Source organism: Campylobacter sp. CH246 (assembly GCF_004378835.1).
Classification (GTDB): domain Bacteria; phylum Campylobacterota; class Campylobacteria; order Campylobacterales; family Campylobacteraceae; genus Campylobacter_D; species Campylobacter_D jejuni.
The window spans coordinates 1-16,059 of the sequence record NZ_RYYA01000002.1; the positions used below are offsets into that span (position 1 = coordinate 1).

Sequence of the window (16,059 nt, forward strand, 5' to 3'; positions counted from 1 at the left end):
GGGGGGGAATTTTCCAATCACCCCAAAGTTAAAAGTATTTTCCTAGGCTTGCATAAACTCTTGCTCGATGTTCTCCATCGTGTTTAAACCGATGAACAACTCTTGCAGCATCCATTTTTACATAAAAATTAGCACTTCTTGTATAGAGTATTTGTATACCCATTGCATCCATAAGATAATGATTTTCACTTTGATATTCTTTATTTTCATACCAAGAATACCCTATATCATAAAAAGGAGTCGAGTAAAGCCTTTCTAAAGGTGTTTGAAATCTTATTCCCAAGGTGCCAGAAACAACATTATCCGCACTTCCCTCACCTTCTAAACAAACACATACACCACAAGGTCTACCTAAAGATACGGATTCACTACTATCTAAAACAGCATCGCTGATAACTTTTTGATAATTGAGTTGAAAAATGTGAGTTAAGCGTTCTTAGAATTGATATTTGTTGCTTAAATTTAAATTCATTTTTCCAAAATTTCCTAAATTTACTCCATTAAATCCAGAAAAATCACCATCATTTTCAACATTACCATATATAAAATTTAAAGTATAACTTAGGACATTATTCTCCAAACCTTTATAAGTTCTTTCTATGCCCAAATTTACACTATTTCTCGCTTTTTCATTGCTTACTAAACCATCAAGATAATAATCTTTAATCTTTTTATGAGTAAAACCCGAAACAAGATATAAAGAATACTCAGTATATAAAAACACAGGATAAGAAAAATTTACTCCAATATTCATATAAGTCCCTATAAAAACTAAGATTTCTATAAATTCTGCCAAGAACATAATGTCCTTGAGTTACAAATGGAGTAATTTTTAAATTCCCTATAAAAGTACTATAATTAATCCCATAATCTGTTTGATTTTCATCACTATCTTAAAGATAAAAATTTAAGTTATCCCCTTATCTTGCTATATTGTTTAAACTTTGACTCATTCCTGCTCTAAAACGACCTGTTTCTTTAGTCCTATAGTTGTTAGAATATAAAGTTAAAGTTGCACTATCTCACCTTTGTTTACTTCTATAATAACATCACTTTCTCCACAACCATCACCTGATTGTAAATTAGCATTGGTTTAGATTCCGTATATTTCATTGATTTTATAAATTTCATTTTCCACATTTTTAGTTGTGATAACTTTCCCTTTAAGATTTTTGTTCAATTTACTCTCTAAAGCATAATCTCTGACACCTGAGTTGTTTTTAATGATTACTTTTCCTAAAAGTTCCAAAAGCTATGTTAATTTGCACTTTGTTAGAACTTAAATCTTGCGGTGGTATATAAGCAGTTGCCGAAGGATGGCTACTTAATTGACAATAATAAGCTATAATGTTTGTTATATCTTTTAAATTTTGTAAGCTTAATTCTTGGTTGCGATATTCAGCTATTGCATCTTGAATTTATTTTTCGCTAATTCTTAATTTTTTAAATGTCAAATCTTTATTATCGATATGCAAAACATACTCTCTTACAAAAACCTTAGCTTCATTTTGATCAGTTTGTAAATTTGCAATATTTGTAGTATTTTGCTCTTTAAAATTTACAGGGCTTTTTTGATTTTTTAATGTATTTTTTAATTTTTATTTTGTGGTCCATTTGCTTCAGAAGAGCTTTCTATAAGCTCTCTTATTTTATTATTATTTAGCTCTTCAGCATGTGAAAATACTTGCAATAAGATTAAAACAACTAAAATTTTTCTCATTTTTATTTCCTATTTTGCATTTACACAAATGTTCATTGTCTTAAAATTATCACTTACAATACAACGCAAACCACTACTTCTAGCATCTGCTTTTCCTATGTCCACTTGATCATCATCTTCTTTTTTTGTGTCTACTTTAGTTTGAATTTTTATAGGAGCTTCTACAACCTTTTCAGGAATTTCAGGCGGCAATACAGAAGGTTTATCTGGATCTTCACCCCCTCTCCCTCTTTTTTTGTTTATCTGGCTCATAGATAGATATATTTGATTTTTCTGGCAATGAGGCTAATTTTCCTTCAAAATTATATTTTCCAGTGTACACTTTACCATCTACATCGCTTCCATTTATAGCAAAACCTTGAGAATTTAGAATCTCATTTTCAAGCTTATAGTGAAATCCTTCATTTCCACTAAGATCCGCAAACTGCTTTTCAAGAGCTTCTTTTTGTTCTAAAAGTTTTGCATACATAACTCTAAGCGTTTCATCGCTAACTAAGCCTGATTCTTTGATTTTTTCATAGTTTTTATTTTCTTTGTCAAGTTGAGCTAAGGCTTCTTGGTATTTTTGTAATTCTTCTTTAAAACTAGCGAAACAACCTTTGCCGGTTTTGATTTTATCCATAGCAGTTTTCTTTTGCGTCCATTTTTCATAAAGATTGGTATAATTTTTATAACTTTGTTCTTGCGAACCTTGCCATAACTTTAAAAATTCTTGTTCTACTCTAGTATCTTTAAATGTATTTAAGAAATTTAAACTTTGAGTGATCTCACTGGCTTCATTTTCCCTTGCCACACCCTTGCTATCTGCGTAAATCCAAGTTTTGATATCAAAATCATAAGTGTATTTTCCATTCATCAAATCATCTAAAATTCTTTGAAGCAATTTAGGGTCAAAGTCGTCTTTGGATAATTTCACAGCATCTGTTACCTTGGTAAAAGAATCAGCAAAAGCATAAGAATTATTATCAAGATATTTTATATCGTTAAATTTCTTTCTTACAGTACTATCAAAATCTTTTTTTCCTGTTGCTTCATTATTATATTGCACAGACTTAAAAAAATTCTGTCCTTCATCAATGTAACCATTTTCCAAATTATGATAAACATAAATATTACTAAAATTATTATTTACACTAACTCCAGGATCACCAATAACTTTTCCAGCTTGTGTTTTATAGTTTCCAGCACTCAAAATTGCTCCATTTTTATAAAATAAGTAAGCATTATTAATCTTTAAATTTCCAACTTTTCCAGTAAATCCTCCTGTTTTACTATCATTCCCAGAAGTTATAAGTTTTTCTATGTCATTAACCACAACATTATTAAAATTACCACCATCAATTTGTCTACCTATGCCACCCACATAAGAACCTTCTTTTGCTACTATACTTATATTATTAATAGCAACATTTGTAAAATTGATAGTGTTATTCCCTCCACTACCATTTCCCCAGCCTATTATTCCGCCAACTTTAGTATTTACAGCTGTATTAATAACGAGATCATTAACAGTCACATTTTCAAAACCCGTATAACTGTTTGCAATATTTTGCCCTACTATACCTCCAACATAAGCATCATAACCAGTTGAAGCAATTTTCAATCCTTGAATATTAAGGTTTCTTATATAGCTATTCTGAACAACTCCAAAAATTCCTACATATTGATTTGATGAATTAATATTAACATTTTTTAAAGCATAACCAGAACCATCGAAAGATTTAGCAAAAGCATTGCTTGTATTATCACCTACTATGTATGTTTTCACGCCACTAAAATCAATATCATCAATCAAACGAAAATGATCAAAAACTGTTCTAAATTTTTCTTTATTTACATTCCAAAAATCAGCAAATTTATTCCATTTTGTTGCATCCGCAATACTTCCATATTTAGTCCAGTTTGTAACTTTACTACTATCATCAAAACTAAATTTACTACTAGAATTACGCAATAAAGTTCCATCTTCTTCAAAACTTGTTATGCTTTGTTGAATGATAGCTTCTTGCTCTGCTTTGGCTGCGATATTTTTTGTATCTTTTACCACTCCAGCATCAACATAAACTTTATTACCTTCAAGTTTTAATACATCCAAAGTAATTTTTCCTTTATTGATTTCAACCTTATTTCCTATTAAAACAATATTATCTGCATTGATCTTTCCAAGATTTATAATATTTCCTTGTTTGCTTACATCAAATACCGGAGAGAAACTAGCTCCTTTCTCTAAAAAAGTTTTGACATTATCATCACTTAAAGCTGTTGTGCTAGCTACAAATTTTCCCGCAGTAATAGTTCCTGTTTTGCCAATCAAAACTCCCATAGGATTAACTAAAAAGATATTGTTATTCCCTCTATTTAAAGCTCCGTCTATCTTAGAAGCATCTTTTTGATAAGCAATGTTTAGGTAGTTTTGATTTTTGCCGTTAAAATTTACACTTTCATTTTGTCCTATATTAAAACCGCCACCCCATTGGATAACATGATTTTGTCCTTTTCCTGTAATCGTTACAGTATTGCCAGAGGTATGGATAGTCCCACTTGTACCATGAGTAAATTTACCTCCTTGTGGTACAGCATAAGCTTGAGAAAAGAGCAAAGAACCCACCGCAAATGATAAAACTATATGTTTACTCATCTTTTTCATGTTACCCTCCTTTAAAGTATGTTGATATAAATTGTTTTTGCATCATCTGAAACTTCAAAGCTAAAATTTACATTTTTCAATGTGCTTTTAGCCAACTTTTCTATCTTGTTGTAATTAAATTTATTTTTATTATTTTTCATTTTTTCTAACAAATTTTCTAATTCTTGTTGATTTAACAATCTATTGTCACCATCATAAATTCCAACATCACTTTGTATGAGAATATATTTTCCTTTTGTTGGTTTATTTTTAGTAAGAATTTCCATACTTCCATTTGAAGGAAGATTTATAAGTTTTTCTATAGTCAAGATAGGATTTTTTATTTTATTTGGTAAAATAAAAGTAAAATTTTCAAAGTTATTTACCACTTCTGATTTGACATCTTGAGTATCTATAATCAAACGATTATTTTTAGAAAAATCTTCTTGATGCGGTAGAATTTGAGTGATTATTTTACCTTTTTTATTTACTTCATGAAAAACAGAACCAGAAAGCAAATCGATATTTACATCTTTAAAGAAATTTAACTCTCCACCTAAATATAAAGTATTGTTATAAGATTTAAAATTTGAAATATCCGAAGTTCCAGATGGAGCTAAAAATATAGCATCTTGATTTTTATACTCATCTATATTTAAATTAACAAGCTCCATGATATTATCATGAGAATTTGCAGACACTCCAGCTATCAACCCCACATAACCTTGTCTTTTATCTGAGGCAGTACTAAAAACTGTGTTGTTGATGATGATTTTATTAAAAGCACTTTCTTTATCTGCTTTTATGATGCACGAACTTTCCACGGCAGCCGAAGAACAATCTTTAAGCTTTATAAGGCTGTTATTTGCATTTTGAGCTGCTTTTAAAATAGTTTTTGAGCCCTTTCCTAAATAACTCGCTTCAGTTAGACTCTGAATGAGATTATAATTTATTTTATTATTTGAAACATTTTTAGTATTGATCATCAAACTTAAATTTTTAGATGATTTAATATTTTCAAAATTTACTTCATTATTGTTTGATTCTTAGCGATATAATCTATACCATCTAGCGTAATTTCACTTGTAATAAAAGCATATAAAGGCAATGAAATAACAGAATCTTTTATACTTAAGGTATTATTATTTGCTTTTCCACTTAAAGTTCTTGCCACATATACGGTAAATTTATCAGAATAATTTTGTGGAACTTTTTCATGGGTTAAATCATTTTGTATATCAATAACATTAAAATTCGCACCCTCTGTAGCAAAACATCCGTAAAGATTGTAATAATTTTTTCCATAAAAATTATCACTGATTTTTAAAGGTTTTTTAAGGCGAAATACAATTTTATTTCCATTAGCTTCACCATCGTTAGAATACCCACCATAGAGGTTTAACGATGCATATGTTTTAATGTTTTTATTAAGATGATCTAATGGGTTAAAATGATAAATCTCTATAGAATTTTTCTGCATTACCCTGTAATGTTTTTCCGTCATAAATTTCTCCAAATAAAACAGCATCATAAAAAGTTATTTTATTTTGCGAATTCACCATTAAATCTAAATTTAAATTTTTAATTATTACAGAATTTTTGCTTGCATTGTATTTTTTAAGATTATTTACATCAGCTAAAGCACTTAAAATTTTAAAGGTCGAACGAGCTGTATACTCACCATCTGGCCCATGAAGGACGATATTAGCTGAATCGATAAGAACTTTATTGTTTTGTAAATTAGAATTTATGCCAAAAGCTCCTATTAAACGAGTAATTCTTTCATCATAAATATCCTTACCTTATTCATCTGAAAAATACTGGGAATTATGAAGGTCAATTTTTGTATTTGACTCTAAGATTAATTTATTGTCTTTAGCTTCACCATCAAAAGCTACAGATCCTGAAATATAAGGAGCTCTATTTAAGGGCAAGGTGTAGATATTTTCTACACCCATATTGATATAGGAGTTTTCTTTTAAAATGGTTTGATTGTTAAATCCCCCACCCCTGTCGGTAAACGCCGCAGTAATTAAATATTTAAAACGATCGCCTTTTTGAGGATTATTAGGCACTCCACAATCCCCTATGCTTGGTTTGCAAAAATACACAGAAGACAATTCTCCATTTTATAATATAAGTTTATTATTTGTTGCATTTGTATTTTGAGCATAAGCTGTTACAATAAAAGGCATAAAATAACTAGGAACAGCTTGAGTATCTGAAAATACGGTTTCTAAAGTGCTAAAAGCTGTTGTGATCTCTTCTTTTAAAGTATCCGGAGTTAAAATTTCAAGCTTGGATAAATTTTTATTTCCAGATTTAGGGTTATTATAAATCATAGTTAAATTTGATATAGGGTATTTTGACTTAGAAGCATAGAAATTTTTTCCATTAATTTTTTAAAAATTTCTGCTTGAGGATCATAAACTTGATTATCCTTAAAAGAATGTTCAGAAATATAAAAATTACTTGTAGCCTGAACCGCCGCAAAACAAACCGAAGAAGATAAAACCACACTACAAACGCCCAAGTCAAATTTTACATTTGTCTTATTTGCAAAAATTTTAAAATATTTTTTCATCTCATTTCTCATTCAAATAAAATCCTTTTGATTTATCACAAATTGATTATTTACAACACTATCCCGTATGTCTTGAGTTGATTATAAAATAAAATATTAATTTAATATTTTATTTTTCAATATTTAAATTTAATGAAAATTTAACAAATTTTATATTAATATATTATTGAATAAAATTTTATTTCAAATATTAAAAAAATACTTTTATAATTATTTAAATATTATCTAAAAGCACAACATTAATACAACTTTTCTAAAAATTGATCCAGACTTAATTAAATATAAATTTAAAATAAGTATAATTTTAAAACATTTTATATCAAAGGAAAAAAATGAAAAAAATATTAAGCATTGCTCTAGTTGCTTTAGTTGGTTTATTTTTAGGTGCTTGTAGTGATTCTAAAAATAAAGAATCAAATGCAAGTGTAGAATTAAAAGTTGGAACTGCTCCAAATTATAAACCTTTTAATTATAAAGAAAACTCAAAACTTACAGGTTTTGATACCGATTTGGTTGAAGAGATTGCCAAAAAAAATGGTATTAAAATTATTTGGGTTGAAACCAATTTCGATGGATTGATTCCTGCTTTAAAAGCTGGCAAAATCGATATGATTGCCTCAGCTATGAGCGCAACTGATGAAAGAAGACAAAGTGTTGATTTTACCAAACCTTACTATATGAGTAAAAATCTTTATCTTAAACTAAAAAACAACGATTCTCTTCAAACAAAAAATGATTTAGAAGGTAAAAAAATAGGAGTTCAACTAGGAACTTTACAAGAAAATACTGCAAAAGCTATCAAAAATGCACAAGTACAAAGCAATAAAGATTTAAACATAGCTGTTTTAGCACTAAAAAACAACAAAATCGATGCTATTGTAGCTGATCAAGATACTGCTAAAGGTTTTTTAGCTGAAAATCCGGAATTGGTAAGTTTCTATCAAGAAACAGATGGAGGAGAAGGCTTTAGTTTTGCTTTTGATAAAAATAAACAAAAAGATATTATTGAAATATTTAACAAAGGCATAGATGAAGCAAAAACTGATGGATTTTATGATACTTTAATTAAAAAATATGAATTAGAATAAGCGTGAATTTTCACGCTTGTAGCTTCAAAAGTTAAAATTTTATATTTTCTCTCTTTTGCAATTTTTAAAATTTTTTCATCACCATTACATACAAAGGCTTTGCTAACAGACTCTAATAAAGGTAAATCATTGATAGAATCACTAAAAAAATAAGAATCTTTCATCCATTTTTCATAATCTTTACCCAAATATTCTTTAAGTCTTAAAACCTTGCCTTCCTTAAAGCTATAAATCCCATAAGCTTTTCCACTAAATTTATCACCCACACGCTCACATTTTATGGCTATGCTTTCTCTCACTCCCAAAAAAAGAGGCGATTTTTCTAACTAAAAATTCAGCCGTAGCTGAAATTGTAATACACCTTTGATCTTGATATTTGATTATAAGTTTTTTAGCTTTTTCATAAGGTTTTATATAAATTTTTATAAATTCATTTACTAAAGATGAAATTCTATCTTCATTTTTAGCCTTAACGCTTTGAAGAAAAAAGTCATAAATTCATCCATGTCAAGCTTTTTTCTTGATATTGTTTTTGATAAAAAACGATTTTTTCTAAATATTCTTGAGGTAAAAAACCTTTTTCAATGCAAAATTTAAGCCAAAGTTTAGCACTATCGTCTTGTATTAAAGTATCATCTAAATCAAATAAAACAAGTTTCATTTTCACTCTTTTGCTAAAGAAAGATTGAATTTTAAGCGATTTTATCACCTGCTTCACAAGTACTATGAGTGCTAAAAATTTAAAGTATCTACCTTAAATTCGATTTCTTACACTCTAACCCTATAGCGTATGATATTACCTAGTAATGTTTTTTTTGATCTTAGTTTCTAAACCTTCGTTAGAAATTTCTATGGTTTCAGGACGCAAGGCTATATCTTTTTTAAAATCGTATTTTAAACCCAAGCTATCAAGCTCTTTAGGACTTAAAATATTGTAATTTCCTATAAAGCTAACCACAAAATGAGATTCTGGCAAAAGATAAAGATTATTTGCATTGGAATTTTGTATGATTTTACCCTCATTCATTAAAATAATCCTATCAGATAACTCTAAAGCTTCTTCTTGATCGTGCATTACAAAAATAGTGGTGAGTTCAAGTTCTTTTTGAATTTCTTTAATTTACACCCTTAAATACTTACGAATTTTAGCATCAAGTGCCGATAAAGGCTCATCAAGCAAAAGTAAATCAGGTTTGGTCGCCAAAGATCTTACTAAAGCCGCTCTTTGCATTTGTCCACCTGAAAGTTTATGCGGATAAGTTTTAGCGTATTCTTCAAGCTCGACGAGTTTTAACATTTTTTCACTCTTTTTTCTATGTCATTTTTATCCATTTTTTTGATCTTTAAGCCAAAAGCTACATTTTCAAAAACATTAAGATTTGGAAAAGAGCGTAATTTTGAAAAACCATACCTATATTTCTTTTTTTGAAGACTTAATTTGGTAAGATCTTTATCATTTAAAGAAATTTTTCCTCCATTAATTTGGCTAAGCCCTGCTATACACCTTAAAAGAGTGGATTTTCCACAGCCACTTGGACATAAAAGAGTCATAAACTCACCCTTTTTAGCACTAAAATTAATACCTTCAAAAATAATTTTATCCCCATAAGCTTTTTTAAAATTTTTAATCTTTAAATAAGCCATTTTTCACTCCTTAATCAAACTAGCTATAAAAGTTGTTATAAAAATTAACACAAAATAAACTATTACCAAAGCACTAGAGTAATGCCCACTTTGATTTTTAATATTACAAAGATAAACTTGCAAAGTCTCATAAATACTTCCTACAAGAATATTTGCATATAAAAATTCGCCTATTAAAAAAGAAAAACTTAAAAAACTGCCACCAAAATTCCATTTCTTAAGTTAGGCAAGACAAGTTTAAAAATCACTCCCATTAAAGAACCTCCAAGCATAGCATTAGATGTGATGAGTTCATTTAGATTGACATTAGATATAGCATTATCTAAAGCCCTATATATAAAAGGCAAAGCTAAAAATAAAAAAAACCAAAAACAAAACTGCATAATGATAAATTTTAGCTTTTAAACTCAAATTTTCATTCATTTAAAGCACCTTAAAATGATATTTTTTAGAAAAGAAATTGGCTATAAAGTAACAACAAGCATGATAATAGTTATAATGATGCTTAAAGCACTAGCCATATAAGGATCAAGATTGATATCGCCTGCGATTAAAGCAGTGATTCTTACAGGAGTGACATTAAAATTTCCCGAACTTAAAGCATAAATAGTCGCATAAGCTCCAAAAGCATTGGCAAATAAAATCACAAAAACACCAAACAAAGCAGGAGCGAGCAAAGGCAAAGCTATTTTTAACCAATATAAAAAATTGCCTCCACCTAACATTTTACAAGCATTTAAATGTGAATTTTCAAGACTTTTAAAAGCTGGAAGCAAAAGCAAGATCGCCAAAGGAATTTGAAAATACACATAAACAATATTTACCCCGAAATTAGCATAAACACTAACAAAAGGCTCTATACCTAAATTCTTCAAAAACACATTAACTACACCATTGCTTCCAAGAACTATAATGAAAGCAAAAGCTAAAGGAACTCCTGAAAAATTACTTATCATGGTATTTAAAGAAAAAAGAAATTTACATATTTTTGATGGAGCTAAAACAAATAAAGAATAGCTCGCCAAAAGCCCTATTAAAAGTCCAAAAATACTAGAAATAAAACTGATTTGTAAAGAATTTATAATGCTTTGTAGATAGAATTTGGACTCAAAAATATGTATAAAATTGGCTAAAGAATAAATTTCATCCTCTTCTACATAAAAAGCATTAAAAACAATCCAAATCAAAGGTGCTATCATAAAAAAAGTAAAAACTATAAAAAAAGGTAAAATACTTAAAAAGGCTAGAAATTTTTCTTTCATTTTTTGGCCTTTAAAATTTCATCATTATATCTCTTATCGTGTTTAAGTCCTAAAATTTCACAGATACTGCCACAAATTTCATCCTGTTTTATCTTGGCATTTTCATACGAAAAAGCACTACCAAAAGTGAAAAAAGGCACTAAAATTTCATCTTCACTTAAGCCTCCATGACTTTTACCCTCTGTCATACCATGATCGCTTGTGATGATTACATTAATACCTTGTTCTAACCAAGTGGGCAAATACTCAGAAATCAAAACATCAACTTTTTTGGTTTTATTAGCATACTCAATAGAGTGTGAGCCAAATTTATGTCCTGCATCATCTATATTCATAGAATGTATAAGAGTAAAATCTAGATTATATTTGTTTCTTAAATGCTCCCCATCTGCAAATAAATGAGAATCTAAATAATCATCTTCATAATAAAAATGTCCATAAGGCAAAGTTAAATTTTCATCTTCTATATGGCGATGTAAAGAAGGAATAAATTCTTTTTTATTATAAAGCTCAAAAACCCAATGATAAGCTGCGCCTCCAGCTTTTAAGCCTTGTTCTTTGCAAAGGTCAAAAATGCTTGTTTGTTTTGAAAAACTCAATTTATTATTAATTATCTCACTTAAAACAGGCTTTACGCCTGTTAATAAGCACTCGTATAAAGGACGAGACATACTAGGAAGTTCGCATTCTAAAGAATAAAATTTGCCCAAATTCTCTTTGCAAAGCGCATTTAAATATCCCATATTTATACTAGCGCTTTTACAATTTAAGCCATCAAGCACAACTAAAATAACTTTGGACATCATTTACTCTTTAAAAAATCTTTTACTTCAAGTAAAATAAATTCATTATCATCAGTTTTATTAGGTTCTCTACTTGAAGAATAAGGAAAGTTATTGTCATTTTCTACGACTATATGAGAGTCATCTACTATATCCACACCTTCTATGGTTTCAAAAGGAAAAACAAATTTATCATTTACCAAAGGCTTTTTAGAAATTTTATTTCTATCCTTAATATTTAAAAGATCTATATAAGAAATTTTTTGAGCTTCATGGGTTTTATCATCTAATTTAACCTTGTAAATTCTTTTAAATTGGGCTACATTATTAAAACAATGCTTAGTATCTTCACCTTCTTTGCAAACCTTATCTTTAGTGCCTTCTTTTTGATCTCTTTCTATGATGATGCCGTATTTATCATCTATCATATTAAAATCACCTATGGAATGGCTTTTATCTTCTAAGAAATATTTATAAGTTTTTCCGGTGAATTTTTTATTTTTTACATCAAATTCTATGATTCTTAGATATTCTTTGCCTTTTTCATTCTCATAAGCGTTGTTATTATAAATGCTTCCTTCTAAAAGCAAATAAAGTTTAGAACCATCTTTAGAGCTTGCCATAGCTTCAAAGCCTTTAGAACGCTTGATATTAAATTTCTCATTTTCTCCATCAGGCTTATCGCTAAATTTTAAACTTGGATTATCAGGAGAAATAAGTTTTTTACCCTCCACATACACATCAAAAACTTCTTTTAAATTCCCATTCTTATCAAAATGAAGCAAATAAGGACCAAATTCATCACCTATATAAAATTCATCATTGATAACCTGTATACTCTCAGTATCAAAATCAACCCCACTTAAATACCTTTCTTTGGTTGTTTCGGTGGTTATAGGATAGGGGTATTTTTTATCACTATCTTTAAAAAAAACTGTTTTTAAAAGTTCGTATTTTGAATTTTTAAAATCAAATTTAAACTCGTGAGCATAAAGCATGGCATCATAAGAATTATACTTTTTACCCAAGCCATTATCGCTAATTACCCAAAAAACATCTTTTTTTGGAATATATTTTATCCCACTATGTCCTTGTATAGGTTGATTTTTAAAAGGTAAATAAAAATCTGTCTCCCTGTTTCCCTTAGATTTAAAAGTTCCAATTTTTTCTTCTCTAGTGATATTTGCAAATTTCCCATAAGTTTTAAAAAAATCAGGAGCATCCTTAGGAGGTTTTACTGTACTTTTAGAATCTATGATAATATGCCCTGCTAAATTGGCCTCATACTCTTGAACTCCAAATAAAACACTGCAAAGCATAGCACTTGTTAAAATAACCTTTTTCATCCAATCTCCTTTATTTCATATCCACTATAACTTTTTCTTGCCAAAGTTGTGGCAATTCTTTAGCGCTTTTTTCCCAAGCTTTTTGATCTTTGATTGCTCTTGCATTTTTGTATTGCTCACTTGGTAAAAGTTTAGCTTTTATATCATCTGGCAAGGTAATATGATCAATTCTTATTGGCCTTGCATAACCTTTTGCTAGATTGATTTGTCCTTTATCAGAAAGTATAAACTCACGGGCTAATTTAGCTGCATTTGGATGTTTTGCGTATTTATTGATAATAGTTGTATAACCCGAAATAACACTACCATCAGCAGGGATTAAAACTTCATAACGATCTTTGCCCACTTTATCTCTATAGCCTAAACCATTAAAATCCCAAACTAAACCCACTTCAACTTCACCTTTTTCAAGATTGGCTATACTTACATCATTATTTACAAGTCTTCCTTGTTTGGCTAAAGTATTAAAAAAAGCTAAAGCAGGACTTAAATCTTTTTCATCCCCACCTAAGGCATAATTAGCTGCCAAAACTGCACTCACAGCTTGAGCCGCTACACTTACATCACCTACGGTAATTTTATAATTTCCCTTAAGCAAATCTTGCCAAGTTTTAGGTATATCTTTTACTACATCTTTATTGACTATAAAAGCTATGGTTCCTGTATAAGCTAAAAGCCAATTTCCATCTTTATCTTTAGCCCAAGTTGGAATTTGATCCCAGTAACTTGTCTTAAAAGGCTGAGCTACTCCTTGTTTAACCGCTATCTCTCCAAAAGAAGCCCCTACATCCCCTATATCACCGCTTGCATTTTTCTTTTCGGCTTTAAATTTAGCAATTTCTTGAGCTGAACTCATATCTGTATCGCTATGTTCTATGCCATAAAGATTTTTAAGATCTGCCCAAGTATCCTTCCAATTTGCCCAAGTATCAGGCATAGCTAAAGAATTTACCCTACCTTCTGCTTGCGCAGCTTTAATCAAATTCTCATCAATAGCTTGTGAATTTGAAAACAATAAAGCAACAAGACCTAAACTTAAGAAAAATTTCTTACTCATTTTTTTCCTTTCAAAAAATATTTTGGAAATTTAATGAGTTTTAGAAACATTTTAGAAACAAGTTAATTTTTAAGCAAACAAGGTTATAATTTTAAAGTCATAAACAAGGAGCGATCATGCTTTATATTTATATCAAAACTCAAAATGCTTTAGTTCAAAGAATCAATTTTAATCTCGATAGTCAAGAACTACCGCAAAATATTTTATGGATTGATTTACTTCATCCAAGTGTAGCAGAAATTGCTTTTATATCAAGTGAATTTAATCTTGAGTTTCCTACAAAAGAAGAAAGGGAAGAAATAGAGCTTAGCGCAAAATATTGGGAAGATAATGCGACAATAACCATCAATGCCCATTTTTTAGTAAGAGATCTTAAAAGCGATGAAGAGGATAGGAATTTAATCAAGCTTCGCACAGAAATTGTTACTTTTGCTACCGCTAAAAATATCTTATTTACTATAAGATATAACGAATTTAGCACTTTTGAAGAAATTCAAGCAAGGATTTTAGCTAGTCCGAAGAATTTTGAAGATGGTTTTGATATTATTGATAAAATGTTTGAAGTGCGCGTTGAAAAAGATGCGGATTTACTAGAATGGATAGATAAAGAAGCAAGACGCTTAAGAACAAGTGTTTTAGAAAAAAAAGATGAATATAGCTATGATGAAATGCTAAAGGATATTTCAAGTTTACAAGAGCTTAATATGCGCGTAAGAGATTCTTTATTTGATAAGCGTCGCGCTATGACTTCTTTGCTAAAAAGCGATAAAATCGATAAAGATATAAAACAAAATCTCACTATAGTTTTAAAAGACTTAAATTCTTTGGTTGAATTTAGTGTTTCTCAACTTAATATCTTAGATAATATTCAAACCATTTTAGCCAGCCAAATCAACATAGAACAAAACAAAATCATTAAAATTTTTACCGTTGCAACTGTTGCCATGATGCCACCTACTTTAATAGGAACTGTTTATGGTATGAATTTTAAATTCATGCCCGAACTTGAACTTCACTATGCTTATCCCATAGTGCTTGGCGTGATGGTAGTTTCTATCATTTTACCTTTGGTTGTTTTCAAGAAAAAAGGATGGTTATAAAAATTTATTAAGGAGAAACAATGGATACAATAAACATAGGAATTTTGACCCTAAGCGATAGAGCAAGTAGTGGTATATATGAAGATAAAGCTACTGCTGAAATTGAAAGAGTGTTAAATTCATATATAAAAAATGATATTATTTATCATAAAGAATTAATCCCTGATGATTATGATTTGATCATTAAAAAATTACTTTATCTAGCAGATGAAAAAAAATGTGATTTGATTGTTACAAGCGGAGGGACAGGTCCAGCACTTCGTGATGTAACCCCAGAAGCCACGGAAGCCGTGTGTGATAAAATGATGCCAGGTTTTGGAGAACTTATGCGCTTAGAAAGTTTAAAATATGTCCCAACAGCTATACTTTCAAGACAGAGTGCAGGAATTCGCAATAAATCTTTTATCATTAATTTACCAGGAAATCCTAAGGCTATAAAAGAATGCCTAGAGCCTGTTTTTCCGGCTATACCTTACTGTATTGATTTGATAGAAGGTGCTTATATAGAAGCAAATGATGAAGTTATTAAGGTTTTTCGCCCTAAGAAAAAATGTCAAAATTAAAATTTATTAGCCCTAACAAGTCTGCTTAATTGCCTAGCAAGCAGACTTGCTGAAGCTTCATCTTTGCTTATCTTTTGTATTTTATTTTTAAACTTATAAAGTCTGTCATCTAAAATCACATCATTGATTGGAATTTTAGGCTTTTCTTTTTGCTTTTGTGAAATCTTTTTTTTAAAAAACATTCTTTAATCCTTTTTTATAAATATACACCAACTTAGTTGAAAAGAATATTATTTTAGATTTTAAACTATTAACTTTATTTCATTATTTTAAGCTAGAATTCGCAA

Annotated in this window: 17 protein-coding genes and 6 pseudogenes; 3 read left to right on the plus strand and 20 right to left on the minus strand. The window is 29.3% G+C overall.

Going from position 1 to position 16,059, the window contains the following annotated elements; genetic code table 11:
• Positions 1–28: 28 nt before the first annotated feature.
• The 10 genes and pseudogenes from ELQ06_RS08835 to ELQ06_RS01655 form a co-directional block, all read right to left on the minus strand.
• Positions 29–283 carry a hypothetical protein gene (locus ELQ06_RS08835; RefSeq protein ID WP_052794033.1) on the minus strand — a complete coding sequence of 85 codons (255 nt, stop codon included), beginning with the start codon at positions 281–283 and terminating at the stop codon, positions 29–31.
• Positions 284–436: 153 nt separating this feature from the next.
• Positions 437–802 (minus strand): hypothetical protein, encoded by a 366-nt coding sequence (locus ELQ06_RS08840; protein ID WP_052797754.1) that lies wholly within the window; start codon positions 800–802, stop codon positions 437–439.
• A 291-nt stretch (positions 803–1,093) separates the two neighbouring features.
• Positions 1,094–1,249: a hypothetical protein gene (locus ELQ06_RS08845; RefSeq protein WP_167844255.1), complete on the minus strand. Its 156-nt coding sequence runs from the start codon at positions 1,247–1,249 to the stop codon at positions 1,094–1,096.
• Positions 1,221–1,418, minus strand: coding sequence for a POTRA domain-containing protein (locus ELQ06_RS08850; protein WP_223212451.1), 198 nt, complete (start codon positions 1,416–1,418; stop codon positions 1,221–1,223). Before ELQ06_RS08850 ends, ELQ06_RS08845 begins: the two co-directional genes overlap by 29 nt.
• Positions 1,419–1,591: 173 nt before the next feature.
• Complete coding sequence (locus tag ELQ06_RS09010; protein WP_257409211.1) at positions 1,592–1,720, minus strand: hypothetical protein; 129 nt, start codon at positions 1,718–1,720, stop codon at positions 1,592–1,594.
• 120 nt (positions 1,721–1,840) lie between these two features.
• Positions 1,841–2,768: pseudogene (locus ELQ06_RS08855) on the minus strand (hypothetical protein); the annotation flags it as partial.
• 975 nt (positions 2,769–3,743) lie between these two features.
• A pseudogene (locus ELQ06_RS09070) lies at positions 3,744–4,367 on the minus strand (filamentous hemagglutinin N-terminal domain-containing protein); the annotation flags it as partial.
• An 11-nt stretch (positions 4,368–4,378) separates the two neighbouring features.
• Positions 4,379–6,304 (minus strand): annotated as a pseudogene (locus ELQ06_RS01645) (hypothetical protein).
• A gap of 171 nt (positions 6,305–6,475) precedes the next feature.
• Positions 6,476–6,688 carry a hypothetical protein gene (locus tag ELQ06_RS08630; protein WP_162842031.1) on the minus strand — a complete coding sequence of 71 codons (213 nt, stop codon included), beginning with the start codon at positions 6,686–6,688 and terminating at the stop codon, positions 6,476–6,478.
• A 2-nt stretch (positions 6,689–6,690) separates the two neighbouring features.
• Positions 6,691–6,942, minus strand: a complete 252-nt coding sequence (locus tag ELQ06_RS01655) for a hypothetical protein (RefSeq protein WP_052797755.1) — start codon at positions 6,940–6,942, stop codon at positions 6,691–6,693.
• Between the two features lie 320 nt (positions 6,943–7,262).
• Here ELQ06_RS01655 and ELQ06_RS01660 point away from each other — a divergent pair, with 320 nt between their 5' ends.
• Positions 7,263–8,018, plus strand: a complete 756-nt coding sequence (locus ELQ06_RS01660) for a basic amino acid ABC transporter substrate-binding protein (protein ID WP_052797756.1) — start codon at positions 7,263–7,265, stop codon at positions 8,016–8,018.
• Between the two features lie 26 nt (positions 8,019–8,044).
• Here the strand turns inward: ELQ06_RS01660 and ELQ06_RS01665 are convergent.
• From ELQ06_RS01665 to ELQ06_RS01695, 9 genes and pseudogenes are all read right to left on the minus strand, one after another.
• Positions 8,045–8,679 (minus strand): annotated as a pseudogene (locus ELQ06_RS01665) (HAD family phosphatase); the annotation flags it as partial.
• 135 nt (positions 8,680–8,814) lie between these two features.
• Positions 8,815–9,093, minus strand: a complete 279-nt coding sequence (locus ELQ06_RS08865; protein ID WP_240383260.1) for a hypothetical protein — start codon at positions 9,091–9,093, stop codon at positions 8,815–8,817.
• A gap of 45 nt (positions 9,094–9,138) precedes the next feature.
• On the minus strand, positions 9,139–9,315 hold the full coding sequence (locus tag ELQ06_RS09015; RefSeq protein ID WP_251818990.1) for an ATP-binding cassette domain-containing protein: 177 nt from the start codon (positions 9,313–9,315) through the stop codon (positions 9,139–9,141).
• Positions 9,309–9,662 (minus strand): ATP-binding cassette domain-containing protein, encoded by a 354-nt coding sequence (locus tag ELQ06_RS09020; RefSeq protein WP_251818991.1) that lies wholly within the window; start codon positions 9,660–9,662, stop codon positions 9,309–9,311. The genes ELQ06_RS09015 and ELQ06_RS09020 overlap by 7 nt, the downstream gene beginning before the upstream one ends.
• 3 nt (positions 9,663–9,665) lie before the next feature.
• Positions 9,666–10,015, minus strand: a pseudogene (locus tag ELQ06_RS01675) (ABC transporter permease); the annotation flags it as partial.
• Between the two features lie 70 nt (positions 10,016–10,085).
• Positions 10,086–10,924 (minus strand): annotated as a pseudogene (locus ELQ06_RS01680) (ABC transporter permease subunit).
• Positions 10,921–11,730, minus strand: coding sequence for an alkaline phosphatase family protein (locus ELQ06_RS01685; RefSeq protein WP_079254350.1), 810 nt, complete (start codon positions 11,728–11,730; stop codon positions 10,921–10,923). The pseudogene ELQ06_RS01680 and the gene ELQ06_RS01685 overlap by 4 nt, the downstream one beginning before the upstream one ends.
• Positions 11,727–13,052 (minus strand): esterase-like activity of phytase family protein, encoded by a 1,326-nt coding sequence (locus tag ELQ06_RS01690; protein ID WP_002776560.1) that lies wholly within the window; start codon positions 13,050–13,052, stop codon positions 11,727–11,729. The genes ELQ06_RS01685 and ELQ06_RS01690 overlap by 4 nt, the downstream gene beginning before the upstream one ends.
• A 10-nt stretch (positions 13,053–13,062) precedes the next feature.
• The gene (locus ELQ06_RS01695) at positions 13,063–14,109 is read right to left on the minus strand and encodes an extracellular solute-binding protein (protein WP_002776559.1); all 1,047 of its coding nucleotides are present in this window, start codon (positions 14,107–14,109) and stop codon (positions 13,063–13,065) included.
• A gap of 116 nt (positions 14,110–14,225) precedes the next feature.
• Between ELQ06_RS01695 and corA the strand changes: the two genes are divergently transcribed.
• Together corA and mog are read left to right on the plus strand one after the other, a co-directional pair.
• Complete coding sequence (gene corA / locus ELQ06_RS01700) at positions 14,226–15,209, plus strand: magnesium/cobalt transporter CorA (RefSeq protein ID WP_052794037.1); 984 nt, start codon at positions 14,226–14,228, stop codon at positions 15,207–15,209.
• A gap of 20 nt (positions 15,210–15,229) precedes the next feature.
• Complete coding sequence (gene mog, locus ELQ06_RS01705) at positions 15,230–15,772, plus strand: molybdopterin adenylyltransferase (RefSeq protein WP_002842823.1); 543 nt, start codon at positions 15,230–15,232, stop codon at positions 15,770–15,772.
• Here the strand turns inward: mog and ELQ06_RS01710 are convergent.
• On the minus strand, positions 15,769–15,954 hold the full coding sequence (locus ELQ06_RS01710) for a hypothetical protein (protein WP_052782032.1): 186 nt from the start codon (positions 15,952–15,954) through the stop codon (positions 15,769–15,771). The two genes, mog and ELQ06_RS01710, sit on opposite strands and share 4 nt — an antisense overlap.
• Positions 15,955–16,059: the final 105 nt, after the last annotated feature.